The sequence below is a fragment of the Aeoliella straminimaris genome, from assembly GCF_024054565.1.
In the GTDB taxonomy this organism is placed as follows: Bacteria; Planctomycetota; Planctomycetia; order Pirellulales; family Lacipirellulaceae; genus Aeoliella; species Aeoliella straminimaris.
Genome location: NZ_JAMXLR010000072.1, coordinates 75,849 through 102,723, shown reverse-complemented (window position 1 = coordinate 102,723; position 26,875 = coordinate 75,849). Strand labels below are relative to the sequence as shown.

Sequence of the window (26,875 nt, the reverse complement as noted above, 5' to 3'; positions counted from 1 at the left end):
CAGACGGAGACTTGAAATGACACGTTCGCTAAGCATTTTAGCACTCGCTTCCTTCGCCCTAGTCGCGTGGACAGCAACCTGTAATGCCCAGGACGAGTTACTGGAAGATTTCGATTGGATCAACCTGAGCCCCGGCGCAACCGAGACGTGGACCACCGACACAAATTGGAACGCGCTCGGCAGTCCCCCGGGAAACCCCAACTACCCCGACGACCCCAACCACACCGATGAAGACGAGGAGAACGTTGGACCGGTAGTCGGCGCCAACCTATCGGTCGCCCTCAACAACAATCTCAACCTGGACCTTGGCGGTGGAAATATTACGATCGCGTCGCTCAAAATCGGCGCACCTGGTGTCACAACCACAATCAATGGGCCTGGCAATCTGATTTTAAAAAATAGCGAGCGCAACGACGTAGATGCAGCTCCCGATCCGGACGACGAATCCAAATTAGCGGATTGGTACAACTGCTCGTTCAATTGCGGTTACGCGATGATCACCAGCAATCCATCGGCGGGCAACGAGATTGCCGCACTGATCTCCACACCGAACGACAGCCTCGACTTTGTAGGTACACAGACACTCGTCTTATCTGGCGGCCTGGAAGAAGTAATTCAATCTCCTGATGATCCGAGCACTACTAACCTTAGCCGCTTTCGTACGCACATCGGCCAGTACGACATTACCCAATCCGTCGACACCCAAACACGACTTCTTGTCATGGGTCCGCTCTTCACCGTGGTCGAACAGTTTGATCAAGATGGTCAGCTCGTCGACGAAAAACTCTGGCTAAATGCTGGCGGATCGAACATCCCCGCTCTCCTGCAAGCAGATGATCCGGACCGGTTTGGCACGGATGGAATCACCGACGAGGTTGGCGCAGGTGATCCGCATGGAATAATGGATCTCGTCGGAGGAATCCAGGGAAGTGGAGACCTTTGGATCGGCAGTGAAAAAGGCGGGCAATCCACGGTACCACTTTCGACGGTCGTGCTCTACAACAATGCGACGAGCGCCGTGCCACGAACCTCCGGCACAACGTTCATCGCTCGTGGCAACGTCGTGCTTCGCGACGATGGGGCGTTCGGCGCCGTATCGCCCAATGGCACCAACACCTCTTACGAACTCAAGATGGGCACCGTGGCCAACGAAGTTGGCTACAATTTGGTCGTCGCAAGAGGCGCCGCGGATCCCGCGAGTGGCTCGTTCATGCGAACGCTGGCACAAGACATGGAGATACCACACGACTTAACCATCAAGTCGGCGGGCAATCCGGACTTGGGTGACAGCGGTTCGCTGACCATGACTGGACGCCTGTTCGCGAGCAACTCCGCCGGGCCGATTAACCTACTGCCAGCAGGCGAAGAGTTGATACTTACCGGTGCACAGTGGAACGAAACGGGCAATAGCCTGGATTACGATGGCAGCGGCCTGACCCGTATCCGAGGCGAAATCCGCAACACCGATCTAAGTGGCAACAACACCGCCACGACTGCCGGAAGCAGCATCCGCAAGCGGGGCACGGGCGCCTTGTACGTCGAAAGCAGCCAGTTCGGCAACACGAACACGCTGCAACTAGGCACCAACAGCACCAAGATCGACTCTGCGCGCGACGCCACCATTCTCGTTGAAGGTGGCAACCTACACTTTGCCCACGTTTCCGACATGGGAGCCACAGGAAGCAACGACCGCGTGCACTCGACAGGTGGAGCTATCGGCGTTGACGGCGGCAATAACGTCAACGGAAACCTGGGCACCATAGCCGCAACGGCCGACCCAGCTTTTTCAGACCGCTTCCGGAACTTCTCGGGCAAGCTGCCGACACCGATCGTCACCGACTTGTATTCCTATGAAGGGTGGTCGAACGGCGGGTTGATGCTCACTACCGCTGCCGATCTTAGTGGCACGCTCGACTTCACGAGCGGCAGCCTGACCACTTTCCAGGATATGACAATCGCCGCGCCGGAAGAGGGAGCCACCTTCACAGGTACGATCACCCCGGCAGCCCTTGCATCGCAGCTGGTGGTTGGCAATCTGGTCGGCGGTCAGGCCACCTACCGTCTAGGCGGTGGCAGCGGGACCCTTACCCTGGCGGCCTCGAAGCTGACTGGCGCCAACAACTTGCTGGTCACCAATGGTGGCGATTACAACAACCCCAACGGGGCAGACCGCGTGCAACTAGGCATGGTGCGGGTCACGGGTAGTAATAGCAGCAACGCGCTAAAAGCAACCGTCATTGGCCGCTACCAGACCACCCTGCAAGATGCAGCCGAAGCAGACACGGTAGCTCTCGCGGACGAATATCAGTACTTCGGTACGACGCTTGCCGTCGAGAGCCTGGCAGACGGATCGAGCAGCATCGGCACCGGAACGTCGGCTAGCGATTTGTTCATCCAGGGTTCCACCCTGCGATACGAGGGCGCAGCGGGCAGCACCAACCGATTGTTTACGGTCGGCACCATCGGCGCGACAATCGATGCCTCTGGTTCGGGGGCGATTAACTTTACCAACGCATCTGCATTGCCTTTAGATGTGGCTGAATCTCGCACCGGTAGCACCGTAACTGGTGTGCCTGAAATTGGCAACACCACACTGTATAATCTTGCCAGCACTTCCGATCTCGTGGTCGGGATGACGGTCACGGGTAATCGAATCCCTGAGGACACGGAGATTGCAGCAATCTTAAGCCCGACCCGCGTGCGCCTGAACAAGAGTGTGGAAGGTTTTGCAAATAACAGCACGTATGTCTTTACACCCGTCGACAGGGAGCTGACCTTACGTGGCTCGAACACCGGCGACAACATCTTTTCGCCTGCAATTGCCGATGCGTCGGACGGTGGCGCAGTTGGGCTCACCAAAAAAGACTCGGGCAGGTGGATCGTCAACGGCGCCAATACCTACACCGGCGATACAATCGTCGAAGCGGGAACCTTGGGCGTCATGGATGGCATCGGCACGCTTGCTGCTGGCACAGATCTGAATCTGGCCGAGGGAGCTGCCCTCGAGTTCGAAATCGACAACGAATCCAGCTACGACCAACTCACCATCCTGGGCGACGCCACCCTGGCAGGGATGATTGACGTTTCGCTGCTGGGGTCTCCCTCGGTAGGTCAGACATTCGACATCCTCACCACCTCCGGTGGCACCATCGACATGACGGGACTTTCGGTGATCGGCGATGGCAGCTTTACACTGTCGCTCGAGAGCATGGATACCGTCCTTCGACTCACGGCATCCACATCCACTGGACTAGCAGGCGATTACAATGGCGATGGCCACGTCGATATCGCCGACTATGTCGTCTGGCGAAACAACCTTGGCAGTACCACGGCCATGCTGCCCGGCGACTCCACCCCCGAAATAGTCGACGCCTCCGACTACACCGTGTGGAAGAACAATTTTGGCGCCTCATCCGGTGCACTGTCGGGCCTGGCGTCCAACCAACAAGCGGTTCCCGAACCATCTGCATTCGGTTTACTGATCGCCGCTGCCATGCTGGCAGTCGTGGCAAGACGTCGAGCCTAGGTTGTTTTTTAGCGAGCTATCGCGATCGGCGGGGTCCACAGGCAGCACTGGCCCCGCCGATCTCGTTTATCATCCCTCCCCCCGCATCCCGCCCTCCATGCGTCGATATTGGCTGTTACTATTGCCGTTGCTCCTTAATCCGGCCACTCGCGCATCGGGCGAGACGGAGGGCGATGCAGCTTATCGGCAGGCAATTCACCGGCGGGCTGAACGCATCGTCGAACCATTGGAGATCAGCGACCCTCAGCAGCGAGACCGGGTCGTCGACCTCATCGCCGGCCAGTACTACAAGCTCCAAGAGATACACGCCGTCCGCGATCACCTGCTCGAGGCAGCGGCAGAAGATAAGACTGCGGCCCTGGACGCCTATCAACGCCAAGTGGTTACTCAGCATCGTACGTTCTGCGCTCAACTGCTCGCCGAACTCGATCCGCAACGGTTGGAACAGGTCAAGGATGGAATGACTTATGGGGTAGTACCCCATACTTACAACGCCTACTCACAACTTCTACCCGACTTGACCGAGGAACAGAAACGCTTCATCCGCTTCAATCTCCTCGAAGCGCGCGAGTACGCCATGGACGCGGGTTCAGCCGAGGAAAAGCACGCTTTGTTTGGCAAATACAAAGGGCGGATTAACAACTATCTGTCGCAGGCAGGTTACGACCTGAAACAGGCCGAGCATGACTTGGCCGAACGAACAAAGAAGAAGGCATCGCATGACGAAGACCAAAACTAGCTCGCTAGTCGCAAGTCGAATGACGGTCCTAGCCTTAATGTTTGGTGCGTCGATAGCGGGCATTTCGCACGCTCAATACCCAACCATCTCGCAGGATGTGGCTGCCGAGAGCGAGCGGCGCAATCAAGCCACACGGCGTCACTCCGACGAAGCTTGGCAACAGGCCTTGCCTGCCGTTGAGGCTGCCGCCGCGCGTGGCAAGCCTTACATTCCGAGCGCCAAGCGCCCTGAAGAACTCCCGCAAGCAGACATTCCGGCCTTCCCCGGAGCGCAGGGCGGCGGCATGTACTCCTTCGGTGGGCGGGGCGGCAAGGTATTTGTTGTTACTTCGCTGGAGGATCATGGCCCAGGCACATTCCGCGAAGCGTTGGAAGCCGGTGGTCCGCGAACAGTGGTTTTCAACGTCGCCGGCATCATCCGCCTGGAAAGCCCCATCATCGTCCGCGCACCTTACCTGACCATCGACGGATCGAGTGCCCCCGGCGATGGAGTCTGCATCGCAGGCGCAACGGTCGAGATCGATACCCATGACGTTGTGATACGCCATCTCCGCTTCCGCCGTGGTGAGACCTGGGTTGGTGACCGCAATGACGCCTTGGGTGGCAATCCGATTGGCAACATCATGATTGATCACGTCTCAGCAAGCTGGGGTTTGGATGAGAACCTCTCGATGTACCGCCACATGTACCAGCCGCCAGGCGGATCGAAGGAAGAAAAACTACCGACGGTGAACATCACGATTCAGAACTCGATCTTCAGCGAGGGCCTCGACACTTTCAATCATGCATTCGGAAGCACGTTGGGTGGCTACAACAGCACCTTTCACCACAACTTGTGGGCGTGCAATACGGGGCGCAATCCCAGCGTCGGCATGATCTACGATTTCAACTTCATCAACAATGTGCTCTACAACTGGCGACATCGCACCATCGATGGCGGCGACCACCGCAGCTTCTACACCATCATCAACAATTACTTTAAACCGGGACCGGCAACCCCTACCGATCGCCCCATTGCCTATCGCATCCTCAAGCCGGAAAAGCGGCGCAGTCCCAGCTTCAACCTCGATTTTGGCAAAGCCTACGTCGCCGGAAACATCGTGGAGGGCAACCGACAGGTTTCCGAGGATAACTGGTCCGGCGGTGTGCAATTGGAGCTAGGAGACATGCTGCCGCTGAAAGAGCAACTGACGTTAAAGCAGACCCGCAGCTATGAAGACCCCAGCGAGGAAGAGAAGCTGCAAACGGCGACCAGACGCCGCGAAGAAGCGCTGTCGGAAATTCGATCGGCAAAGCCCTACCCGCACGCCTATGTAAAGATCCAACCAGCACAGGAAGCATACGAATATGTTCTGGAGAACGCCGGCGCCACGAGCCCCCGCCGAGACGCCGTGGACGAACGCATCATCGAGATGGTTCGAACCGGGACCGTCACTTACAAGGAAGGCGATGGCATACTCACTGACATTGCACAGGTCGGTGGCTATCCCGATTACCAGGGCGAGCGGTATCAGGACAGCGACTCGGATGGCTTGCCTGACGACTGGGAGTTGAGCCACGGACTCAACCCCGAGGACCCCGCCGATGCGGCCACGGACTTGAATCGCGATGGCTATACCAACATCGAAGACTTCCTCAACGGCCTCGACCCAGCGGCACCCAAACGCGAATGGCCCACGCCCCGCACCTATGAAGACTTATTCTGGAAGAGCTTCTAACGTGTTCGATGGCCTGCTTCGTTGTTCGACGATCGCGATGTGCTGGCTGGTATCCCTATATGCTGCCGCTGACGATACTTCTATCCTGCCGCGGGATCACTCGCGCAGATTTGTCGAGCGATTCAATGCAGCGGACGACGAATACGTTGTTAACCTCATCCCCAACAGCCAAGCTGCCGACTGGATTGCCGAACAAGCCCCCCGATTCGACTGTCCCTCTTCCCGTTTTGTGGAGACATTCTACTTCCGTTGGTGGACACTACGGAAACATATCAAAGACACGCCGCAAGGCAGGGTGCTCACGGAATTCATCACGCCGGTCAGTCATGCGGGCGCCTACAACACCATATCCTGCGCCTTGGGGCACCACCTTGCCGAGGCGCGGTGGCTGCAGGATCAAACACTGCTAGACGAGTACATTCACTTCTGGTTGCGCGGCGGTCCTGGTGACGGCCCTCAACTCCACTTGCACAAATTCAGCAGTTGGCTTGCCGCTGCGATCAACCAGCGTAGGCAGGTGACAGGTGACGACACCTTTGCGGTCGGGCTCCTGGACGACCTGATAGCGGACTACGAACAGTGGGAGGCGGAGCGGCAACTTCCCAACGGGCTGTTCTGGCAACACGACGTAAAAGATGGCATGGAAGAATCGATCAGTGGCGGTCGGCGCGTAAAGAACGTGCGACCCACGATCAACTCCTACATGGTTGGCAACGCCGAAGCGATTGCCGATCTGGCCGAATTGGCTGGTCGAGACGATCTGGCGGACACCTATCAACATAAGGCCGCCCAATTGCGTGCCAAGTCAATCGAAGCCATGTGGGACCCCCAGGCCGAGTTCTTCAAGGTCCGCCTGGAACGTGGCGAGTTCTCTTCCGCCCGAGAGGCAATTGGCTATATTCCCTGGCTGTTTGGATTGCCGAGTGAGCAGCACGCTGCTGCCTGGTTGCAGACGCAGGACCGCGGAGGTTTTTGGGCGCCTCGCGGGCTGACCACCGCGGAGCGACGGCACCCCGAATTCCGCTCGCATGGTGTCGGCACCTGCGAATGGGATGGCGCCGTGTGGCCATTTGCAACCAGCCAGACGCTGGGAGCCATGGCAAACTTGCTGCGCGGCCCCAAGCAGTCATACATCACCCGCCGCGACTACTTCGAACACCTCCTGCGATACGCGAACGCCCACCAGAAAGACGGCGCGGCGTACATCGGCGAGTACTATGACGAGGTAACCGGCGACTGGCTCATCACCGGCCCCAAAGAGCGACGGAGTCGCTACTACAACCACTCCACCTTCTGCGACTTGGTAATCACGGGCCTGGTGGGCATCGTTCCCTCCGATGGTGATCGCATACAGGTTTCGCCGTTATTGCCGGAGGATTCGTGGGACTGGTTCTGCCTGGACGGACTGCGCTATCGTGGTCGAAACCTGACCATTGTGTGGGATCGCTCTGGTACAATGTACGGCTTCAAACCAGGGCTAACGCTGTTGTGCGATGGTAAGCTGTTAGCGCACGCGGAAGGGCTGACAACAATCGAAGCACAACTTCCACCACGAACCAGGCAAGGCGACAATCCATGAATCACTTTCGACTACCGCTGTTACTATGGATGGCCTGCTTACTGCACGCCGCGACCTCGAGTTCCCACGCTGCTGACGATCGCTGGACATTAAGGTATTCAGATCCCGCCACCGAGTGGACAAGTGCCCTGCCAATTGGCAACGGGCGTATGGGGGCCATGATTTTTGGGGGCGTGCCCGAAGAACGAATTCAGTTTAACGAAGATTCAGTCTGGACGGGCGGCCCGCGCAGCTACGCTAACGCTGGCGCATCCGATCACCTGACAGAAATCCGTCGACTACTGCTCCAGGGCAAACAGCGTGAGGCGGAACAGCTCGCCTCGCGGACTTTCATGTCCGTGCCGTTGGGGCAGGAGTCGTACCAGCCACTCGGCGACATATCGATTCGCTTCGAAGGAGATACAGCGGAAGCTGTTGACTACAAGCGGAAGCTCGATTTGTCGAACGCCGTAGCCACGACAACCTACTCGCAAGGGGGAGTGCGAATCACCCGTCGAGCCTTCGCCTCGCACCCCGACGATACCATCGTCCTACAGCTTGAGGCTGATCGTCCTGAAGCTCTCGCATTCACTCTCTCGCTTACCAGCCCCCACCAACGTTCCACTACCACGGCTGTCGATTCCAGGACGCTACTGCTAACCGGCCAAGTGAATGGCTCGCAAACTAGCCAGAACCTACCAGACGGCAACGTGAGTTTCGCGGCAGAACTGCGGGTAACGAACACTGATGGAACCATCACAACTTCGGGCGATGACAACAGCGAAGATCTGCACGTGGCGAAGGCGAGCAAAGCTACCATCGTGCTGTGTGCCGCCTCGTCGGTGGTCGACTACCGTGACGTATCTGCCGATCCGAAACTACGCGTGAAGCATGACCTGGACGCCTTGGACGGCAGATCATTTGAAACCCTGCTCGAGCGTCACTCGTCCGACTACCGCAACCTGTTTAATCGCGTGAGCTTGACGCTGGGCGACACGCCCGAGGCAGTTCGCAACCTCGATACCGACGACAGATTACTCGCCACGCAAGAAACACACGATCCCGATTTTGCGGCACTGCTGTTTCACTACGGGCGGTACTTGATGATCGCTTCCAGCCGACCCGGGGGGCAACCAGCCAATCTACAAGGATTGTGGAATCAGGACCTCGCCCCCGCTTGGGACAGCAAGTACACGTGCAACATCAACACCGAAATGAACTACTGGCTCACCGAGCCGTGCGGCCTTGGTGAGTGCAATGAACCACTGTTCGAAGCACTCGCGCAGCTTGCTGAGACCGGTGCCGAGACCGCGCGGCTGCACTACGACGCCCCAGGTTGGGTTTTGCATCACAACTTCGACTTGTGGCGTGGCACGGCTCCCATCAACGCCTCCAATCACGGCATCTGGCCCACTGGCGGCGCGTGGCTTTGTCAGCATCTATGGCTGCACTACGAGTACACCGGCGACTTGTCGTTTCTCGAGCAAACCGCCTATCCGCTCATGAAAGGAGCTTCACAGTTCTTTGCCTCGTACCTGGTAGAGGATCCACGGAGCGACGAAGGCTGGTTAATCAGTGGCCCCAGCAATTCTCCTGAGAATGGCGGCCTGGTCATGGGGCCCACGATGGATCACCAGATCATTCGCGATCTGCTCACTAACACTATCGAGGCGAGCCAATTGCTGGGCATTGATTCAGAGCTTCGTGAAGAGTGGACTGAAATCCGCAATCGCATGGCGCCGAACCAGATTGGTAAGCATGGGCAATTGCAGGAGTGGCTCGAGGATAAGGACGATCCGAACAACCGCCACCGGCACGTTTCGCACCTGTGGGGGCTCCATCCAGGACGCGAAATCAGTCCCGATACGCCCGAGTTGTTTGACGCGGCCAAGACAAGTCTCGAAATGCGGGGCGACGCAGGAACCGGCTGGTCGCGAGCCTGGAAGATCAACTTCTGGGCGAGGCTGCGCGATGGTGACCACGCCCATAAAGTGCTCAGTGGCCTGATGACCCTAACGCATTCAGACCAGACCGAATACAAGGGAGGTGGGCTGTACGAGAACCTGTTCGACGCTCACCCTCCTTTCCAGATCGACGGAAACTTCGGTGCCACCTCAGGCATTACCGAAATGCTCGTGCAGTCGCACCTGAAGACGGAGGATGGACTGCGTCGGATCGACCTGCTCCCCGCCCTGCCCCAAGACTGGCCCACAGGCAAACTGCACGGCGTGCGAGCGAGGGATGGTTTCCATCTCGACATCGAGTGGAATCAAAGCCAACTTCAGCGATGCCGGATCACGTCGAAGCTGCCGCGCCGTGTAGAAATCGCCTATGGCGACCATACGACGCGATTGGACATGAAACCAGGAGATACCGTGATCCTGGGCCCCAAATTGAAACAGGACGATGAATTCTAATCCACCCGGCCAACGCGGCTCGCGAGCCACACCATCAGAAGTGATGTGCGCGCTGGTGATTCTACTGGCTGGCGGTAGATGTGTCGCCGCCGAACCTTTCGCCATCACCGACACCAGTCACAGCCCGCACGCCTTGCTGCGTCCAGTGGGACTAGATGAAGCGCAGTGGACCGAGGGATTCTGGAGTGACAGATCGCGAGTTTGCCTCGAGCAGACTCTTCCCTCGATGTGGGAGCTGATGCGGGACTCGCGCTACAAGCCCTTTCTCGAACACTTCTTGATCGCTGCGGGCAAGCAACAGGGCGACTACCATGGCGCCGCCTGGAACGACGGCGACTTCTACAAATGGATTGAAGCCGCCTGCTACGCACTCGAGTCCGAGCCGGAATCCGACCTGGCATCGGCGATCGATCAGGCAGCCGCGGCCATCGTCGCAGCACAGCGCGAGGATGGCTACATCCACACGCCAGTGCTCATCCGCGCGAGGAATGGCGATGAGGATGCCAGGCCGTTTACCGATCGGCACGACTTCGAAGTCTACAACATGGGCCACCTCATGACGGCGGGCTGCGTGCGGTATCGTGCGACTGGCAAGCGAGACCTACTGGATGCTGGCAGGAAAGCAGCCGACTTCCTGGAACGGGCTTTCGCCAACCCCACACCCCAGATGGCCCGGCAGGCGGTCTGCCCATCCCACTACATGGGGCTGATCGAACTCTATCGCACGACAGGCGAAGCGCGCTATTTAAAGTTGGCACAGCGCGTGATCGATCTTCGCAATCTTGCTGCAGGACTCGAAGGGGGTGGCGACGACAATCAGGATCGACTCCCCTTTCTCGAGCAGCGCGAGGCGGTGGGGCATGCGGTGCGCGCGAACTACCTTTACGCAGGTGCAGCCGACTTGTATCTCGAAACCGGTGATGAGCGACTTTCCGAACCCTTGGAAGCCGTGTGGCATAACGTAATGGAAAAGAAACTTTATCTCACCGGCGGATGTGGCGCTCTGTACGACGGCGCCTCGCCCGACGCCTCGCCAGCCCAGGACCAGATCACACGCGTTCACCAGGCGTACGGACGCAATTATCAGCTTCCGAACGTCACAGCTCACAACGAAACCTGCGCTTCGGTGGGTGCCCTGCTATGGAATTGGCGTCGACTGCTGGCCACCGGCGATGGCCGCCACGCCGATTGGATGGAACTGGCCCTCTACAACTCGATTCTCAGCGGCGTCAGTCTCGACGGCACTCGCTACTTGTACGTCAATCCACTGCGTGTGGTCGCGACCAACCCGACCGAAATGCGTTGGTCGCGGCAACGGAAACCGTTCATCGTTTCGTTCTGCTGTCCTCCCAACGTCGCCCGTACCGTGGCCCAGAGCAGCGGTTATGCCTACAGCCGATCCACTGGCACGCTGTGGGTGCACTTATACGGAAGCAATCGCCTCTCGACGACCATCGACGGCGAACCGCTAGAACTCGAACAAATCACCGAGTATCCATGGCAGGGCGAGATCGCCTTTTGCATTCAACGGGCACCTGCCGGCGACGTCGCTTTGAAGCTTCGCTTTCCCGCCTGGGCAGAGTCGCACGCACTCACTGTCAATGGCCAGGTCGCCAAAGCTGAATCAGCCGACGGCTATCTGACGCTTAGCCGAACCTGGAAAGCGGATGACGTGGTTCAACTATCACTGCCCATGCCGGTTGTTAAACTAGAATCCCACCCGCTGGTCGAGGAAAGCCGCAATCAACTGGCCGTCAAACGTGGTCCGGTGGTCTACTGCCTGGAATCGGCGGACTTGCCTGAGGGCGTCTCGCTTGCGGATGTCGGACTTTCGACCGACAGCGAACTGCAGCCCGTGTTCAACGCCGATCTTCTGGGAGGCGTAGTAACGCTCGAAGGTGAACTGCCGGTGAGGGAAAGCGAAGAGTGGAAATCGCTGTATCGTACGGTCCGCGAAAGCGACACTCGCAAGATCCGTTGTCGCTTGGTGCCGTACTATGCTTGGGGCAACCGCAAGCAAGGCGAGATGACCGTCTGGATGCCCCGCATGTGAGCGGCGTCGTCCCGAGCTGATTAATCGATTGGCTTCAACCACACGACTGGCGTTCGCATCGCAACCGGCTCGCCCGACCGATACTCGGACTCCTCGACAACCTTGCCTGTGCTGGCATCGATCCAACACGCGCGATAGAGGCGACCCGTTTCGGAAGGCGGAAGTGCCAATTGCGCGTTGGGCAGTTCGGCGAAGCATAGTTGCTCCCCGGAGTCGCTGTGCAACCTGAGTAACGGCCCGTGCTCGTCCGTCGGGCGCATGTGGACCAGAGAACGTTTCAGCTTCACCGGCAACGGCGGTACGTCCGCCAACGAGCCACCTGCCATCAGCACGGCCCAGCCCGAATTCGGTGTGGGGCAATGCCGATTCGCGGAGAAGATCAAAGGCTTCTTGGGGAAGCGCAACCGGTACTCTCTTACCGCGCGGGCGACTGAAGAGAAGTCACCTCCCTCCGTTTCGATCTGCCGCTGATGCTGACGCGGCGCCATGTTCGCTCCCCCCGGAGGTGCATAAACTCCACCATCACGCGTATAGCACCAGTAGCGGATGTCGATCACGTCGATCTTTGCCGCCCTGCTGGCATCGTCGAGCATGGGGTCCTGAACATCCTTGGTCGCACTGATGGCCAGCAAGCACTGTGTAGCCAACTCGCGCCGCTGTTCATCCATGGTGTCGAGCCAGAACTGGGTGAATTCCAGCGGCCCCGTGTATTCTGCGCTCGTCATGTGAATGACGTTACGGCTCTCCTTCAGGGCGGCCACGCACTGCTGCAAGTATGCCCGATGTAGCGCCCGAAGCGGTGCGTTTGCGGGATCGTAAAACTGGTGGGCGATGAAAATACGTTTGTCCCCGATGTAAGGTGGTGGCTCGGTGAGGCCCGTATTGTTGATATTGTTCGCCGGACGCCAGGGACAGTCGGCCCAGTGAGCGCCGGCCTCGAGAATGTTGTGTTGAAAGTAACACTGGTGGAGCAGCACCTTCTGCCTCTGGTCGCACAAGTTCGCCATCTCGGCCAGCCGCGACCAGTACCAAGGGTTGTACTGCGTCAGGTCGTAACGGCTGAGGCCATCCCACGCCGTCCCCTGCCCGGTCCGCGCGAACGGCTGCTCGAAGAACGGCGGCACCACGGCGCCCGTGGCACGGCGCACCATTAGGTGATCATCGCGACGGCGATCGTACCACAGGCCGTAGTGATGGTCGTAGGCGACCTGGCCTTGCTCGTCCATCTCGGCCAGCACTTGCGGCAGCTCATCGGTCACACCGACCCCATATCGACCGGGCGCAAACCGCGTGATTGAAGGCCCAAACCCAGGAGCGTCGTCAGGCCGAATGGTGCCCCGCCACCAGGTTGGAGACAGAGTGCCGCCAGTGACGACCTGGCCGTCGACGGTCAACCAGCCGTTGACTACCTCCACCGGATCAACATCACGTGCGAGTTCGCTTGTTTTATTGCGAGCCGCAGCGTGTTGCTTTGCCGAACGGGGCACCGATGGCGGCTCCGTGTCTCGCATTCGCTCTTCGATCAGATCTCGCAACGTGCGTGCGGGCTGATTCGACTGGGAGACGAACTCCTGGGCCTCTTCGTGCGTGGGGCTTGTTGATGCAATGGGATCGAGCAGCAGCGGCCCAATTCGCTGGGCGGCCTCCGCTCCATGATGCTGCGACACTTGCTGCTGGAATAGACTGGTCGGCCGCACAAAGTCGCTCTCCCCATGGAACTCGCCGTCACCCACAGGCTGTGCCCAGAAGCCGACTACCCAGTTGGCGGCTCCCGGAGGATCGAAGCAATGAATCTGCGCCGCCTGGCACTGCCACGCCAGGCAATTGGCGGCCGACCAACCTGCACCGAGGGGATCGAGCCAGCGATTGCCGAGGAAGAGATTGCCTCCGTCGATCCGCACGTTATCGTATAGCACGCCGGTGGCCCAGCTTTCTAGCGGTCCGCTGTCGCCATTGGTATCGTACGCATAGCAATGGACAAACGCATTGGGCCCCGGAGCGCAATGCCCCACGGCAAAGTCATGCTGCCCGTGCTCGGCCCAGCATCGCAGGAAGAGAGTCTGCCCTCCCTGGGTGAAGAAGCTGTGCCTGCGGTAACCGCCGAGTTCGGAGATCGGTTCGAGGCTCAGGCAGTCTGCCACCGTCACGCAGGTGCAGTCTTCCAGCAATAGCACCGCACCACCCGCAAAGTGCTCGAACCGCAGACGCCGAAGCCAGCCGTTCCTGGCATGGTTCATCACGACTCCGTGCCAGCTGTGCTCTTCGTCGTTTGGATTGCCTTCCTTGAACTCGCTGCGGAGCTGCAGGTCTTCGATCCCGGCGTTCTCGAGACGAAGCCCCGCGTCAAACTGGCACACCGTGCCCATGGTGCCAACCTCTTGGTCCATGGCACACGTCAGTGGGGCGTCGAGCGTGATTGTATTGCCGTCGACGCTTTCAACACTGCGTTCCCATCGCACATCGCACCGCCCCGCTCGCCACCCCACCCCCAGCACTTTGGCGTTGAGTAGCTCAATCCACTCCTCCGAACTGGGGCGGTTTACCAGTACTCGGTCGCCCGCCTGGAACCTACTGGCGTCGGTCAACACCAACTCGGTCGCTCCCACGGGTACATAGTCTTGCTTGATGGTCGACGGTTCGCCGAAATGGGGAACCGGATCTTGCCGGGGGCCAACTCGGATTAGTGGTCGGCGTCCTTGGCCGGTGGCTACGACGGTAGTCCCTCCGTCGGCGGCCCCGGCACCACGCAGTACGACTCCGCTTTCGGAGATGCGAAGCTGTCCGGAGACGTGGTGCTCACCCGTTGCCAGGTAAACGGCCCCACGAAAGCCTTGCGAGTTGATCGGCAACCGGGCGACTTCGTCCAAGGCCGCTTGGATCCGCTCCGTCGCGTCACCAGGCTGAGCGGCGATAACGACCTTCACTTCCACGCTGGGCGGCGATTCCGCCCCGCCGGTGTAGCCGCAGCTCGAGAAGTCGGGAACGCGGTCTCCCGACTCGGACACCTCGTACTCCAGCCGATTCGCGCCCCCGATGTGCACGGGTGGCGCCGCGCAGCTCGCCCTGCACCAAGTAGTAAACAGCACCATCCAGCCGATGACCAAAAAGTGAGTTTGGCCCCTCATGCTATCCACCTTCCACTTGCCGTGATTCTGTTGCCGAGGTGTCGACCGGGCGGCGTCTCCAGTAGTTTGCCAGGAGCGAGCCAGAGACATTCATCCAGGGACTGAACAATATTGGGGCCAGTCCCATTGTAGCAATTTTACCCATTTCGCTCGCCAATGTGACACCCAACGCACCATTCTGCATGCCCACTTCCAGCGCAATCGTCCTTGCACCAGCCGAATCGATACCCACCGCCCGGCTCAACGAGTAGCCCAACAGATAGCCAAGCGTATTGTGAAGTATTGCCGCCACCAACAGCAGCCAACTAAGCTCGATCAACTGATCACGACCACTGGCTACGGAAATGGTCGTGAAATAGAGAATCCCGACCATCGAGATCAATGGCATCCAATGATGCAATCGAGGATGATGCTGCACGGCCAGATGGTAGACGACCCCGGCCGCGATGGCGCCCAGCAAGTAGTTCAGAATCACAAGTCCCCCTAACGCAATGGATTCGGAGGTGGTAAGCGATTCGATCCAGGTCCAGCCACCCGTCAGCATGAAGAGGAACCATGCAGCCGTAAACGTTGCCACTGCATAGAGACTACGACGAACGGCTTGCGGCGTGAATAGTAACACATCGTGCAACAAGGCGGCTCCAATCGGAACGATCATGATCTTGATGATCGTCAGCATCATCTCGACGAAGTTAATCTCGATGAACTGCCCCGCGAGCAATTTCATCCACATGGGTGTAAGCACGGGCGCCAAGAGTGTCGCCACGGCCGTAAGCGTCACCGATAGCGCGAGGTCACCCCGAGCTAGATGCACCATGACGTTCGATGCAAGGCCGCTTGAACAGCAGCCGATGAGCACCACGCCGGCGGCGACCTCGCTGGGTAGGTGCAGGGCAAGAGCCAGCCCCAACCCAACCAATGGCATAATCGTGAACTGGCATACCAGCCCCACCACCACCCGCAGCGGAGTGCGTGCCACGCCGGCGATATCCGCCAGCCGCATCTGGGTACCCATGCCAAACATCACCCCCTGCACCATCAACAACATGAGCCACCTGTTTTGCAGGTCGATTGGCCTACCGAACAGTTGAAAGTTGAGTAGCAACTGCGGATAGAACATCGCTAGTGCGATGCCAGCTAACATCCAGGCCGTGAACCGAAACGGGGACATCCACGACCGTGTGCCAAGTCCTAGGGCGAGCGCCACCAAACCGCCAATCAACGCTGCCGCCCCCCACGAGCGGCCCATCGCCAGAGCGCCCACGCCAACCGCCACGATAGGCAGTGAAAGGACCAGCAGGATGCGATACAACTGCAGCATACTCTACGCCTGGCAATGCTCCGCGAGGTAGGTTACCGCCAGGCGGGGACTGGAGAGGACTGGCGTGTCGATCGCACCCAATTGTGGCACTACCCGAGCCATCGACGCCTGGGCAAGCACCACGACGTCGTTGTCCTTGGCCAGCTTCAACAGAGCTTCGGCAACCATGGAATCATGCTTGTCGCTGTCGCCCGACATCAGGGCCTCAAAGGCTCCTTCACACAATTGGGCCGTGAGATCGATCGACTTGTCGGCGAGTTGGGCGCGACGCCTGATCAAATCGGCCGTGGGCTCGAGCGTCGTAGGTAGCGTAGCCGCCACGCCAATCCGAGTGCCCACTGCGACGGCCTGGTCCGCCATCGGTTGGTCGACTCGTAGCACGGGCGGGTCGACAAGTGTCGCGGCTCTTTCCACGGCTTCGCCGATCGAGGAGCAGGTTACCAGGATTTGGTCGGCGCCGGCTTCGCTGGCCGCGATCACTTGCGAGGCCACGCGGCGGGACACGCTCGGTGTGAGCCGCCCGGCCGCGATAACGTCTTTGATAAGGCTGTCGTCCGCGATGTTGAACACGGCCACTCCTGGCAACAACTCTTCACAGAGTTCTGCAAATACCGGCACCAATGTCGCTGAGGTGTGTATCAAACCAAGTTTCTTCATGCTGCTCCTCCCTGCCCCGCTGCCAGATTTGCGAGGAAGTCGGGTCGGCCGACTTGCCCGCCCTTAAGTACGATCTGCTGTCCATCAAGCCATGGTTCCGACGAAACGATGCGGCATATGGGTGCGCCTGGAGTCAACGGTGCCACAAAGCGGAGCGATTCAACGGGCAGTGTCGCCGCGGTATGGCTCGAAGTATCCCCGCCGGCGAGTACCAGAAGATCCGGTCGAACTCGTCGCAGCACCTGTTGACATAACTGGCCAAGGTATCGCCCTAATGCCTCTGCCGAAAGTTGGCTGCGAGGTGTCTTTGCTTCGGTGGCCACGATCACGGACTCGCTAGATTCCAGGCAGTCCATCACGCATCTTGCCAGATGTTCCAGGGACCTTTCGCCGGTGGCTATCTGCTCGATGGTGAGCGTTAGTTTTCGCAATCCAGACTCTTGAGCGAATTCGACCTGTGCGGCCGTCACCGGCGAGCAACTTCCGGCGAGTACCAGCGCGACACCACGTAGGTCAGCGACTCCCGGGCGGCTTACTTCACGCAACTGGCCAGTCGCCCGCCAGTGTGCGGTGAGCACCGACTCCACCGCTGAAGACCCCACCCAAAACAGGGGCTCGTCGACCGTGCCACGCGGCGCGACCAGGGCGCCAATCTGCCCGAAGTGATCGTCCGTCAGTGTATCGAACAATACAACCCGGCAGTGCTCGTCGCTTAAGATGTGTTCCAGCTCGCTGGCGGCTTCCTCAGGGGGCAGCGCAAGCGTACGCACATCTACCAGGCCGACCCGCTGTTCCGTCTGCTTGGCCAAGTGCCGTCGCAGGTCGGCCTCGTCGGCTGGAGTGGTCGGATGCTGGCTCATTGATGGATGGCGGTCGAGGCGGTATGCCGATCCGGTTGCGCCGATGCCCATGCTGGCGAACAAGTTACCAAATACGCACCAACGACCCAGCGTCGGTGTACCGACCACCACCGGGATAAATAGAGAAGTAAACAGGCTACTGGCCACGTCGATCACTCGGCCAATGCTGCCCACGGAGGGGGAAGAATCGAACGTCGAACAGACCTTGTAGTGAACGTGCGGCGCCCCCAAGTCACGTAGCGATGCCAATGCCGGGCGAATCACGTCCTCCAGTTGGTTTGTAGGCATGGCTCGGGTGGAGCCAGCGACGCCCACCGCTTGAATATCCGGGTCGCTGGCTACGCGGTCGCGGCTGGGCGATTGCAGGTAGAGCGCCGTCCGCACACCGGCCAGTTCGAGTCGCTCCATCGCATCGGTAGCACCGGTCAGGTCGTCTGCAAAGTAGGCCATCCACGGTGTTGAGTGGGCCGAACGCATCATCCGCGGCCCCCGGCGAGTTGCTCAGCCAGTTCGGTTCCGCCAAACTTCGCAACCGACTGTCGAAACTCGGGATAATCGGCAGCGGCTTCCAACAGCGTTCTTCCGTCCACGGCGGCTTGCCAGGCTTGCTGGATTGCCACTACGCCCGCCGCGGGTCCGCCGGGATGAGCCATAATTCCTCCACCGGCCATGTACAGCAGGTCGGTCGTCTGGGTGCGGCGATACGTCTCGAAAGCCTGCCCGCCCCACTGCCCCGACGAGACGACAGGCAGCAGTGGCCGAATCAGCCCGAGCGGCTCCTGACACGCGGCGATCGATCGGACGACCGAATCATCCGGTTCCCAAAACTTGTTGTCTATTCCGTTGACGTGTAGTTGATCGACGCCAGCCAATCTCCATAGTTTTGAATATGCGGGAAACTCCACCCCCAGTAGCGGGCTGCGCGTCATCATGCCCCAGCCATTGCGATGCCCGTGGATGGCCAGATTTCCGTGTTCGCAAAGCTTCCTCACGGCCACCAGCCCCACGCTGTTCACGCTCACCATAGCGCAAGTGCCGCCGGCCTCGACCAGATGATCGTAGTGCTGCAACATGGCGTCAAGTTCGTCGGTGACGTTCATCGCCAGCATCACGCGTTTGCCAGTTCGATCGGCATGGCGGTTCACCACGTGCATCAACGCAGCAAGTCGCTGGTCGAATGGCGAGTGCGGTGGATTTGCCATCAACTCGTCGTCTTTAATGAAGTCGATGCCGGCTGCCACGATTGGCTCTATCAAGCGTGCGGTCTCGGTGGGCGAAAGCCCAACGCTCGGCTTGATGATCGTGCCAATCAGCGGACGATCGGCTACGCCGGCGAGCTGTCGACATCCCTGCACGCCCTGCTTGGGCCCAACGTAGTGCTGCAATAGATCGTCCGGGATCTCCAAGTCCATCAGCTTGAGCCCGGTGAAACCACGGAGTTCGAAGAGGTTGCCGCCCACCGTCGACACGATTGCTGGCAGATTGGCGCCAAAGTTGTCGACCGGCCAACTGACGGCCACTTCGGCCCGTTGATATCGATCCGCGTAGCGCCCTCCCGGAAGGCTTGGATGCTCCACCACCTCCAGCAGGTCGATGCGTTCGACTCGTGCCGCAAAACGCTGCTTGAGTTCTTCCGATTCGCCTGGCACAGCGACAAACGTTCCCGAGGATTGCTCACCGGCCAACTGCGCAGCCGCCTCCTCGACCGGCAGAGGCGTTTCGACCAGGTAAGTGGCGGTGAGACGAGTCATCAGTTAGCGATACGTTCGTAGTTTGTGTGGGCTGAAAGTCGGCCCCTGTCACGTGGCTACTGCAACACGCGCCGGACGGCCGAATGCCAGCCATCGACCAGATTGCCCAGTCGCTCCGACTTCATCTGCGGCTCGAACAGCGTAACATCACGAGGCAATTCACTTAGCGAATTCATCGATTCCGCCATTCCGAGGCCGAGCATACCGGCCATTGCGGCACCGAGGGCAGAAAAGTTGGGGGACGATGCTGAGATCAATTTCACTTCGGCGATGTCGGCCACCATCTGCATCAGCAGTCGGTTGCGAGTGGGGCCGCCATCCACGCACAATGAAGTGGGACGCACCCCGCTCATGGCAAGCATCTCAACCACATCGCGAACCTGCAGCGCAATCGACTCGAGCGCGGCGCGAGCCAAGTGCTCGCGCCCCGTGTAAGCGGTCATTCCCACAATAGCCGCCCGCGCATTGGGCTGCCAGTAAGGTGCGCTGAGTCCCGCAAAGGCGGGAACGAGGTAAACGCCCCCGCTGCTATCGACTTTCCGTGCGAGTTGCTCGGCTTCGTCTGGGGAGTCGAACAAGCCGAGTTGATTCTGCAGCCAGGCGATAGTCGCCGCTGAGTAGTTGATCAGTCCTTCCCAGGCGTACGTCGGCTTTCCGTCGACAACCCATGCCAGCGCCGCGACGGCCCCGCAATTAGGCATCTGCAGATCGCCAATATTCAGCAGCACCGAGGTTCCCGAGCCGAACGTGGCCTTCGCGTCGCCGGGCGAGTAGCATCGCTGCGCAAATAGCGAGGCCTGCGAGTCGCCCATGATGCCGCAGATCGGCACGCTGGCCGGTAGCGCGCCAGCTAGGTCGGTCTCGCCAAACATGCTCGTATTGTCGCGGACCTCGGGCAGAGCACATGGCGGCACATCGAACAGGTCACATAGATCGGCATCCCAATCGCGTTTGGCGATGTCGTACAGCAGCGTGCGACTGGCGTTGGTGGGATCAGTCGCGAATACAGATCCGCCCGTCAAGCGATGGACTAGATAGGCGTCGATCGTCGACACACAGGCGTCACCACGAGCGGCCGCCTCGGCAATGTCGGGGCGCTCTCGCATGAGCCACAAAATCTTGGAACCTGAGAAGTAGGAGTCAATTCGCAACCCCGTCTTCTCGGCAACGTGCGCTTCGTGCCCTGCCTGACGAAGTTCCTCGCAGATGGCGTCTCCCCGGCGGCACTGCCACACCACAGCGCTGGCTAAGGGACTGCCGGTGCAACGTTCGAAGACGACGAACGTCTCACGCTGGTTCGTGATCGACACGCCGCGCACCTCGTGCAACTTGTCACGGTTGCGGCTGCAGAGTTGGCTCGTCGACTTCAGCAAATTTTGCCAAATCTCTTCAGCATCGTGCTCCACCCAGCCCGGTTGCGGATAGTGCTGCTGGTGCTCGAGTGAAACGGAATCCAAGGCGGTCGCTTGCGAGTCGAACAGGATCGCCTTAGTAGCCGAAGTACTCTGATCGATGGCGATCAACAGGCTCATAGTGTAGCCCCTTGTGCGGCCAGAGCATCGCGGGCTTCGGCGACGATACCTTCCATCGAGATTCCGTAGTGACTGAAGATTTCGGCCTGGCTCCCGGTGTAGGTGTCCTCATCGGGAATTGCCACAATGCGGAACGCGGGTGTAACGCCAGCGGTCAGCAGCACCGTGGCGCACGCCTCGCCTAAGCCACCATGGATTGAATGCTCTTCGGCTACTACCACGGCACGACAGACGCGCGCGGCACCCATGATGGCGTCAATATCCAATGGTTTGACACAGGGTACGCTCAACACGCGGGCCTCGACGCCTTCCTCCTCTAACAGGGCCGCTGCCAACAAGCAATGGATAGTCGCCTCGCCGGTGCCGATCAGCGCCACGTCCGTCCCATCGCGGAGAACCATTGCCTGGCGGGGATCTGCAGGTACAGATGATTCTCCGAGGTCGTACATCGCCGCCTTGCCAAACCGCAGATAGACAGGCTTGGCGTGGCTGGCTGCCCAACGCACGGCGGCCTGGGTTTCACGATTATCGCCTGGCGCGAGGATCGTAATATTGGTGATTGCTCGCAGAGCGGCAAAATCGTGAAGCGAATGGTGCGTGCTGCCGAGTGCACCATAGCTCACTCCGGCGCTTATGCCGACCACGTTGACCGGTACGTCGGAGTAACATACATCGTTTTTGATCTGTTCCAACGACCGTGCTGTGAGGAAGCAGCCAGGCGAAACGGCGAACACCTTTTTGCCGGTGGACGCGAGTCCTGCCGCTACGCCCACCAGATTCTGTTCGGCGATCCCGACCTCCACAATCTGGCGGGGCAACGCCTGCCCAAAAGGCTTGAGCTTACCCGAGCCCCGCGAATCGCTGGTCACGGCCAGCACGTCGCGGTCCTGCTCCGCTAGAGCTTGGACCGTCTCGGCAAACACTTCAAGATTGGCCCGACCTTTTTCCAAGCCAAGTCGCGCGATCTGACGTTGAGCATCCGACGAATACACACTGGGGGCGGGCGCACTCATGTTGCCACCCCTTTGAGTTCGCACAATTGGGCTTCGAGTTCCTCCAGGGCCTGTCCATACTCTGCTTCGCTTGGTACTCCGTGGTGCCAACTGACCACGTGCTCCATGAAGCTGATCCCTCGCCCCTTAATGGTGTGGGCGATCACGCAGGTCGGCTGTCCCGATGCCCGACTGATGAGTGCTTGGGAAAGTGCCTCGATGGAATGCCCATCGACTTCAATCACCTTCCAACCGAAGGCGGCGAACTTTTCGTCGAGCGGCTCGTTCGAACACACCTCGCGTGTTCGTCCCGTGATCTGCAGTGTGTTGCAATCGATAATGGCGGTCAGGTTTTCCAGCTCATAGTGCGCGGCGCACATGGCGCCTTCCCAGTTGGAACCCTCAGCCAGTTCGCCGTCCCCTAGCAGGGTGAACACTCGGTACGGCGCGTGATCCAGCTTGGCGGCCAGGGCCATGCCCACCGAAATTGGCAGTCCATGCCCCAACGCTCCGGTGTTCATCTCGATACCCGGCACTTTGCGTGTAGGATGGCCTACGAATGGTGAGCCACCATGACAGAGCGTGGAGAGTTGCTCGGCGGGAAAGAATCCCTGGTCGGCCAGTACCACGTACAGTGCCTCGACCGAGTGTCCCTTGCTCTGCACGTAACGGTCGCGATTCGGATCGTCCCAGTTCGCAGGGCCGACGTTCAAAACCCGATTGTAGAGCACATTTAGGATGTCGACACACGACAAGCTCCCGCCAGTATGACCGGCGCCGGCCCCGTAGATACACCGCAAGATGTCGCGGCGATACTCAAGGCTCTTTACCTGCAAATCATGGTTGGAAAGCTGGGACCCAGTCATCGCTGTCTAGCACTCCCCATGGACGTAGGTAGGCCAGCACAGGTAGGTCTCAAAGGCTTCCTGAAGCACTGCTGCGGTGTGCGACTGCGTCATTACCACATGATGCTCAAAACCCTGGCGGCATACGTGCTTCAGCAGTCCCTGGAGGTTGGGGACCTCCGCAACCGCGCGAGTGCCGAACGTGTCGAGCTCGTCGTTGGTCAGTTGCCCCTGCCCCACGTAAGCCCGAATGCAGCCATCGCTGTCGGCTGTTGTCAGCCGACCATAGGTAAGAGGGCCCGCGGGCGTGCGGCCCTTCAGCGCTCCATAGGTGTTTTCTTCCCCTAAAGTGGTGCCAAGGATCGGAGCCGTAGCGATCGTGATGTCCGGCAAGAAGCTCTTGGCCCAATTGCCACAATGGAACAGCGTACACTTGTTCTCGTCGTCGCCATAGTTGTTGTTCCAGTCGACCAAGGCCGCTGGCGTGGCAGATGCCAACTGCATCGCGTACATGGTAAGCGTGCCCGTTACGTCCACTTCGCAGGCACTCGGCATAAAACGTTCGCTCATCATGCTCATAAGCGTGCAGACATTACACCCGAGGTTCTGCTGCACGGAAGTCCAGCACTGAATAGCCGTTGCATCCAACGCGTTTTCGTCCATCCAGTCCGACAGCACGACGCCCATGCGGGCCATCTTGGTAAGCTTTTCAGGCGGCACGCCAGGTGCGGGAGCGTACCCTTGAATGTCGTCCAACTTGGCGGCCACACGGCCATCGTCGGCAGGCAACTTTTCCGCCGTAGCGATGAATTCGGAGAGATCGACCGTGGTGACGCTGACACCATTGCGTTCCAGGATTTTCTCACTGTAACGCACGGTGTTGAACGCCCCGGGGCGGGCCCCGACTGCCCCTAGGCGGACGCCGCGCAGGCCATTAACGACGCGGCACACGGACACGAACTTGGCCAAGTCGCTGCGGAAGCTATCGCTGGTGGGAGAAGATACGTGCTTTTCGGTCAGCGAGAATGGAATCCCCGCCTGCACCAGATTGTTGCATACCGATATCTTTCCGCAGAATGCGTCACGGCGGCGAGATACGCCCAACTGATTTAAGTCGTCGGGATACCCCTGAATCAGCACAGGTACATTGAGCTCGGCCAGCTTCAGAGTATCGGCCACACCTTTCTCATCGCCAAAGTTCGGCAAGCAGACAAGTACGCCATCCATTTCGTCACGACGCCTGCGGAACAGCTCCGCGCATCGCCGGGCTTCGGCATGCGTCTCGACTCCGCCCAGCTTCGACTCCTCCTCCCCCAACCACACCGGCGTGATGTTCAGTTCCTGGAACAACGCTGCGATGTCGCTACGGGCCTCCGAAATCAGGTGGTCGGGAAAGAAGTCGCGATTGCCGACGATGACACCCAGAGTCGTGGCCCGCCCCGTGGTCAACGATGTCTTGGACATCATGGTTCACTCCTTTGCGCTGGCTTCCCCGGCTTTGGTTTTTGCTCGCTGCCAGCTTTCTGCAACCGCTCCAGCTCCGCGCGCGTTACTTGCAACACAGTGCCGTGCTTGTGTCCAGCGGGGAAGTCGATGTCGCCCCCTAGGTTTTCGAATGACTCGAAGTCGCTCGTAGCCACGGCACCAAACTGGTGATCGCCATACCGATCGAAGTAGATCACCCATCGATCGCCGACTTTAGCAACCGTGGGACCTTCCGTCTTGAAGTCCGTGATCGGCTCACTGATATTCCTCCACGGACCGGTAGGCGAATCGCCTTCCGCCACCCGCAATGCCAGCACGGGACGGGTATTATCCTTAAGCACCAGCTTATAGGCTGGCCCCCCGTCCCGCCCCCAGGGCACGATCACCGCGTCGATAACGCTGAATCCCGGCTCGCAGAATAGCTTGGGGGGCGTGAAGTGCTTAAAGTCGCTGGTACGTGTGTAGTACATTCGATGGTTGTTGTCTTCGCGCTCCACTCCTAGGGGGTAGCGTCCAGGGATGGTCGAGGCCCAGACAATAATGAAGTCCTGGCCCTCCGAATCATGGAAGAGCTCCGGCGCCCAGACGTTTACGGCATCTGGCTCGTGCTTCATTGCTGGTATGAACCTCTGGGGCGACCAATGCACCAGATCGCGGGACGACGCGTAGCCAAACCCAAGGTCGCCCCGCCAGTTGGTCGTCCACACCAGATGAAAGGTGCCTTCTGGACCGCGCACGCAACTGGGGTCGCGCATTAGTCTGCCTTGGCCGACTGTCGGCTTCAAGAATACGCCGGGGATCCGCTGCCAATGAAGTCCATCGTCGCTCCACAAGAAACGCAGCCCATCCGTGGCCGGCTCTTCGAAGGATGTGAACAGATAGACGGAATCCTTGCCGCTGGAGTTCCCACCTGACTCTTCAGCCGACGCTGTGCTCGCCGCGCCAACTAGCACCAGCAAAGCCGCCAAACACGCACAGACGGCGACCGGGACAGTTCGTCGGTAGGCGATGGCGACCATAATTCTGGAAGTACAACACTGGGAAACAGTCGATTGGCTCGAGGTTACGCGTCGACGCCATCAGTCGATCGGTTGGTGCAGTCGCTCTCGACCCGTGTCGCTACCGTTGCGACGCCCCACAGCGTTCCAGGCCTCGGGATCGACATCGTAGTTAATCGTGTGAACCGATCCATCGCAAAAGGCAGCGTTGAGCGCCGAGTGAGGACCGCCGAAGTTCTCCGTGTAGAGTTGCTTTGAGCCATCGATGTCTTGCTGGGGCATCTTGTCGGGCTCGTCCTCCGGATCGTCCGGTGTTTGCGTACCAGTCCATCGGACCGTGTCCCAGTCGTACCCTTCGTACATGGAGTTATTGTCGGCAACGTGTGATCCATCGAGATACCGGTTCGTCGGCACGAACTTCTCGGCAGCCAACAAGGTATTGGATGCGCCATCGGTAACCTGCCGGAGTTTCGCTCCACGACGGAGACCAACGATGCCATCCCACATCTCGCGGTACTGCCACGCGTTCCATCCCCAGTCGCCGCAGTCGGGGTACGACTGGTAGCAGAATGGTCCCGCCGTTGGTCCCTGGACGATCTTCACCTTGGCGCCGCCGCCGTTTGCGGCATAGTCGGACTTGGCGTACTTGTCAGGAGCATTGGCGTTGAGTGGCGGTTCGATGGGAGGATCGCCCGAAGGATAAGCCTCCACAGCACGACGCGACGGACAGATGAACACGCTGATAGGGTGCTCCATTTGCGCGGCAATGGCCTGCTTCTTCGGGCTGGAATTACTCATGATGTCATTTCCGAGGCCTTGACCGACTTGGGCCACCGCGGCTTCTTCGATGTAAGGCGTGATCGCGAAAACCCAACCACCGGGCTGTTTCTCTCCGACACCCCAATCGGGATCCCCCACCCAATAGAAGCCCCAACCACCTGCGGGAAAGTGCTTGTGCGTGCTTTCGTGATTCAAACTTGCCAAGGCAATCTGTTTCAGATTGTTTTTGCACTGACTACGGCGGGCCGCCTCGCGGGCTGCTTGCACAGCGGGCAGCAGCAAAGCGATCAGAATGCCGATGATGGCAATCACCACCAGTAGTTCAACCAGCGTAAATGCTCTGTGGTTACCAGAGTTGCGCGCCGTTCTCTCAAGATTCCGAATAGCCATTGTGATGTTCACTCCTGCGTGCACCCGTTCAGCGGGCAAGGGTTTTGGGAGCGTTTCCGCTTTGTGAATTCTATGCGTCGTCGCCGCCAACGTTGGCGGACGCGCCTGCCCTATATCCGGACAAGTTCC

Annotated in this window: 17 protein-coding genes; 6 read left to right on the top strand and 11 right to left on the bottom strand. The window is 59.4% G+C overall.

The window, feature by feature from the left end:
* Positions 1-16 precede the first annotated feature (16 nt).
* From NG895_RS20335 to NG895_RS20310, 6 genes are all read left to right on the top strand, one after another.
* On the top strand, positions 17-3,526 hold the full coding sequence (locus NG895_RS20335; protein WP_252854367.1) for an autotransporter-associated beta strand repeat-containing protein: 3,510 nt from the start codon (positions 17-19) through the stop codon (positions 3,524-3,526).
* Between the two features lie 97 nt (positions 3,527-3,623).
* Complete coding sequence (locus tag NG895_RS20330) at positions 3,624-4,265, top strand: DUF3826 domain-containing protein (protein ID WP_252854366.1); 642 nt, start codon at positions 3,624-3,626, stop codon at positions 4,263-4,265.
* Entirely contained in the window at positions 4,246-5,982 is a 1,737-nt protein-coding gene (locus NG895_RS20325; protein WP_252854365.1) for a hypothetical protein, read from the top strand. Before NG895_RS20330 ends, NG895_RS20325 begins: the two co-directional genes overlap by 20 nt.
* The gene (locus NG895_RS20320) at positions 5,954-7,561 is read left to right on the top strand and encodes an MGH1-like glycoside hydrolase domain-containing protein (RefSeq protein ID WP_252854364.1); all 1,608 of its coding nucleotides are present in this window, start codon (positions 5,954-5,956) and stop codon (positions 7,559-7,561) included. Before NG895_RS20325 ends, NG895_RS20320 begins: the two co-directional genes overlap by 29 nt.
* Positions 7,558-9,957 carry a glycosyl hydrolase family 95 catalytic domain-containing protein gene (locus NG895_RS20315; RefSeq protein ID WP_252854363.1) on the top strand — a complete coding sequence of 800 codons (2,400 nt, stop codon included), beginning with the start codon at positions 7,558-7,560 and terminating at the stop codon, positions 9,955-9,957. The genes NG895_RS20320 and NG895_RS20315 overlap by 4 nt, the downstream gene beginning before the upstream one ends.
* Entirely contained in the window at positions 9,947-12,010 is a 2,064-nt protein-coding gene (locus NG895_RS20310; protein ID WP_252854362.1) for a glycoside hydrolase family 127 protein, read from the top strand. The genes NG895_RS20315 and NG895_RS20310 overlap by 11 nt, the downstream gene beginning before the upstream one ends.
* A 20-nt stretch (positions 12,011-12,030) precedes the next feature.
* Here the strand turns inward: NG895_RS20310 and NG895_RS20305 are convergent, their stop codons facing one another.
* The 11 genes from NG895_RS20305 to NG895_RS20255 are packed head-to-tail and all read right to left on the bottom strand — an operon-like array spanning position 12,031 to position 26,746.
* On the bottom strand, positions 12,031-15,135 hold the full coding sequence (locus NG895_RS20305; RefSeq protein ID WP_252854361.1) for a DUF6298 domain-containing protein: 3,105 nt from the start codon (positions 15,133-15,135) through the stop codon (positions 12,031-12,033).
* A 1-nt stretch (position 15,136) separates the two neighbouring features.
* Positions 15,137-16,456 carry a bile acid:sodium symporter family protein gene (locus NG895_RS20300; protein WP_252854360.1) on the bottom strand — a complete coding sequence of 440 codons (1,320 nt, stop codon included), beginning with the start codon at positions 16,454-16,456 and terminating at the stop codon, positions 15,137-15,139.
* 3 nt (positions 16,457-16,459) lie between these two features.
* Complete coding sequence (locus NG895_RS20295; protein WP_252854359.1) at positions 16,460-17,113, bottom strand: aspartate/glutamate racemase family protein; 654 nt, start codon at positions 17,111-17,113, stop codon at positions 16,460-16,462.
* Positions 17,110-18,423 (bottom strand): four-carbon acid sugar kinase family protein, encoded by a 1,314-nt coding sequence (locus NG895_RS20290; protein ID WP_252854358.1) that lies wholly within the window; start codon positions 18,421-18,423, stop codon positions 17,110-17,112. The genes NG895_RS20295 and NG895_RS20290 overlap by 4 nt, the downstream gene beginning before the upstream one ends.
* A 26-nt stretch (positions 18,424-18,449) precedes the next feature.
* Positions 18,450-19,724 carry a ribulose-bisphosphate carboxylase large subunit family protein gene (locus tag NG895_RS20285; RefSeq protein ID WP_252854357.1) on the bottom strand — a complete coding sequence of 425 codons (1,275 nt, stop codon included), beginning with the start codon at positions 19,722-19,724 and terminating at the stop codon, positions 18,450-18,452.
* Between the two features lie 56 nt (positions 19,725-19,780).
* Positions 19,781-21,256 carry an FGGY family carbohydrate kinase gene (locus NG895_RS20280; RefSeq protein ID WP_252854356.1) on the bottom strand — a complete coding sequence of 492 codons (1,476 nt, stop codon included), beginning with the start codon at positions 21,254-21,256 and terminating at the stop codon, positions 19,781-19,783.
* Positions 21,253-22,269 (bottom strand): transketolase family protein, encoded by a 1,017-nt coding sequence (locus NG895_RS20275; RefSeq protein WP_252854355.1) that lies wholly within the window; start codon positions 22,267-22,269, stop codon positions 21,253-21,255. Before NG895_RS20275 ends, NG895_RS20280 begins: the two co-directional genes overlap by 4 nt.
* Complete coding sequence (locus NG895_RS20270) at positions 22,266-23,114, bottom strand: transketolase (protein WP_252854354.1); 849 nt, start codon at positions 23,112-23,114, stop codon at positions 22,266-22,268. Before NG895_RS20270 ends, NG895_RS20275 begins: the two co-directional genes overlap by 4 nt.
* A gap of 6 nt (positions 23,115-23,120) precedes the next feature.
* Positions 23,121-24,560, bottom strand: coding sequence for an L-fucose/L-arabinose isomerase family protein (locus tag NG895_RS20265; RefSeq protein WP_252854353.1), 1,440 nt, complete (start codon positions 24,558-24,560; stop codon positions 23,121-23,123).
* Complete coding sequence (locus NG895_RS20260; RefSeq protein ID WP_252854352.1) at positions 24,557-25,597, bottom strand: glycoside hydrolase family 43 protein; 1,041 nt, start codon at positions 25,595-25,597, stop codon at positions 24,557-24,559. Before NG895_RS20260 ends, NG895_RS20265 begins: the two co-directional genes overlap by 4 nt.
* A 60-nt stretch (positions 25,598-25,657) precedes the next feature.
* A complete protein-coding gene (locus NG895_RS20255) occupies positions 25,658-26,746 on the bottom strand; it encodes a DUF1559 domain-containing protein (RefSeq protein ID WP_252854351.1) in 1,089 nt (362 codons plus the stop codon).
* Positions 26,747-26,875 lie beyond the last annotated feature (129 nt).

Excerpts from the sequence above, each read along its gene's own strand:
- NG895_RS20280 (WP_252854356.1), bottom strand. The coding sequence starts at position 21,256 with ATGAGCCTGTTGATCGCCATCGATCAGAGTACTTCGGCTACTAAGGCG.
- NG895_RS20310 (WP_252854362.1), top strand. The coding sequence starts at position 9,947 with ATGAATTCTAATCCACCCGGCCAACGCGGCTCGCGAGCCACACCATCA.
- NG895_RS20295 (WP_252854359.1), bottom strand. The coding sequence starts at position 17,113 with ATGAAGAAACTTGGTTTGATACACACCTCAGCGACATTGGTGCCGGTA.
- NG895_RS20325 (WP_252854365.1), top strand. The coding sequence starts at position 4,246 with ATGACGAAGACCAAAACTAGCTCGCTAGTCGCAAGTCGAATGACGGTC.
- NG895_RS20260 (WP_252854352.1), bottom strand. The coding sequence starts at position 25,597 with ATGGTCGCCATCGCCTACCGACGAACTGTCCCGGTCGCCGTCTGTGCG.
- NG895_RS20305 (WP_252854361.1), bottom strand. The coding sequence starts at position 15,135 with ATGAGGGGCCAAACTCACTTTTTGGTCATCGGCTGGATGGTGCTGTTT.
- NG895_RS20265 (WP_252854353.1), bottom strand. The coding sequence starts at position 24,560 with ATGATGTCCAAGACATCGTTGACCACGGGGCGGGCCACGACTCTGGGT.
- NG895_RS20270 (WP_252854354.1), bottom strand. The coding sequence starts at position 23,114 with ATGACTGGGTCCCAGCTTTCCAACCATGATTTGCAGGTAAAGAGCCTT.
- NG895_RS20275 (WP_252854355.1), bottom strand. The coding sequence starts at position 22,269 with ATGAGTGCGCCCGCCCCCAGTGTGTATTCGTCGGATGCTCAACGTCAG.
- NG895_RS20285 (WP_252854357.1), bottom strand. The coding sequence starts at position 19,724 with ATGACTCGTCTCACCGCCACTTACCTGGTCGAAACGCCTCTGCCGGTC.
- NG895_RS20335 (WP_252854367.1), top strand. The coding sequence starts at position 17 with ATGACACGTTCGCTAAGCATTTTAGCACTCGCTTCCTTCGCCCTAGTC.
- NG895_RS20255 (WP_252854351.1), bottom strand. The coding sequence starts at position 26,746 with ATGGCTATTCGGAATCTTGAGAGAACGGCGCGCAACTCTGGTAACCAC.
- NG895_RS20290 (WP_252854358.1), bottom strand. The coding sequence starts at position 18,423 with ATGGCCTACTTTGCAGACGACCTGACCGGTGCTACCGATGCGATGGAG.
- NG895_RS20320 (WP_252854364.1), top strand. The coding sequence starts at position 5,954 with ATGAAGACTTATTCTGGAAGAGCTTCTAACGTGTTCGATGGCCTGCTT.
- NG895_RS20315 (WP_252854363.1), top strand. The coding sequence starts at position 7,558 with ATGAATCACTTTCGACTACCGCTGTTACTATGGATGGCCTGCTTACTG.
- NG895_RS20300 (WP_252854360.1), bottom strand. The coding sequence starts at position 16,456 with ATGCTGCAGTTGTATCGCATCCTGCTGGTCCTTTCACTGCCTATCGTG.
- NG895_RS20330 (WP_252854366.1), top strand. The coding sequence starts at position 3,624 with ATGCGTCGATATTGGCTGTTACTATTGCCGTTGCTCCTTAATCCGGCC.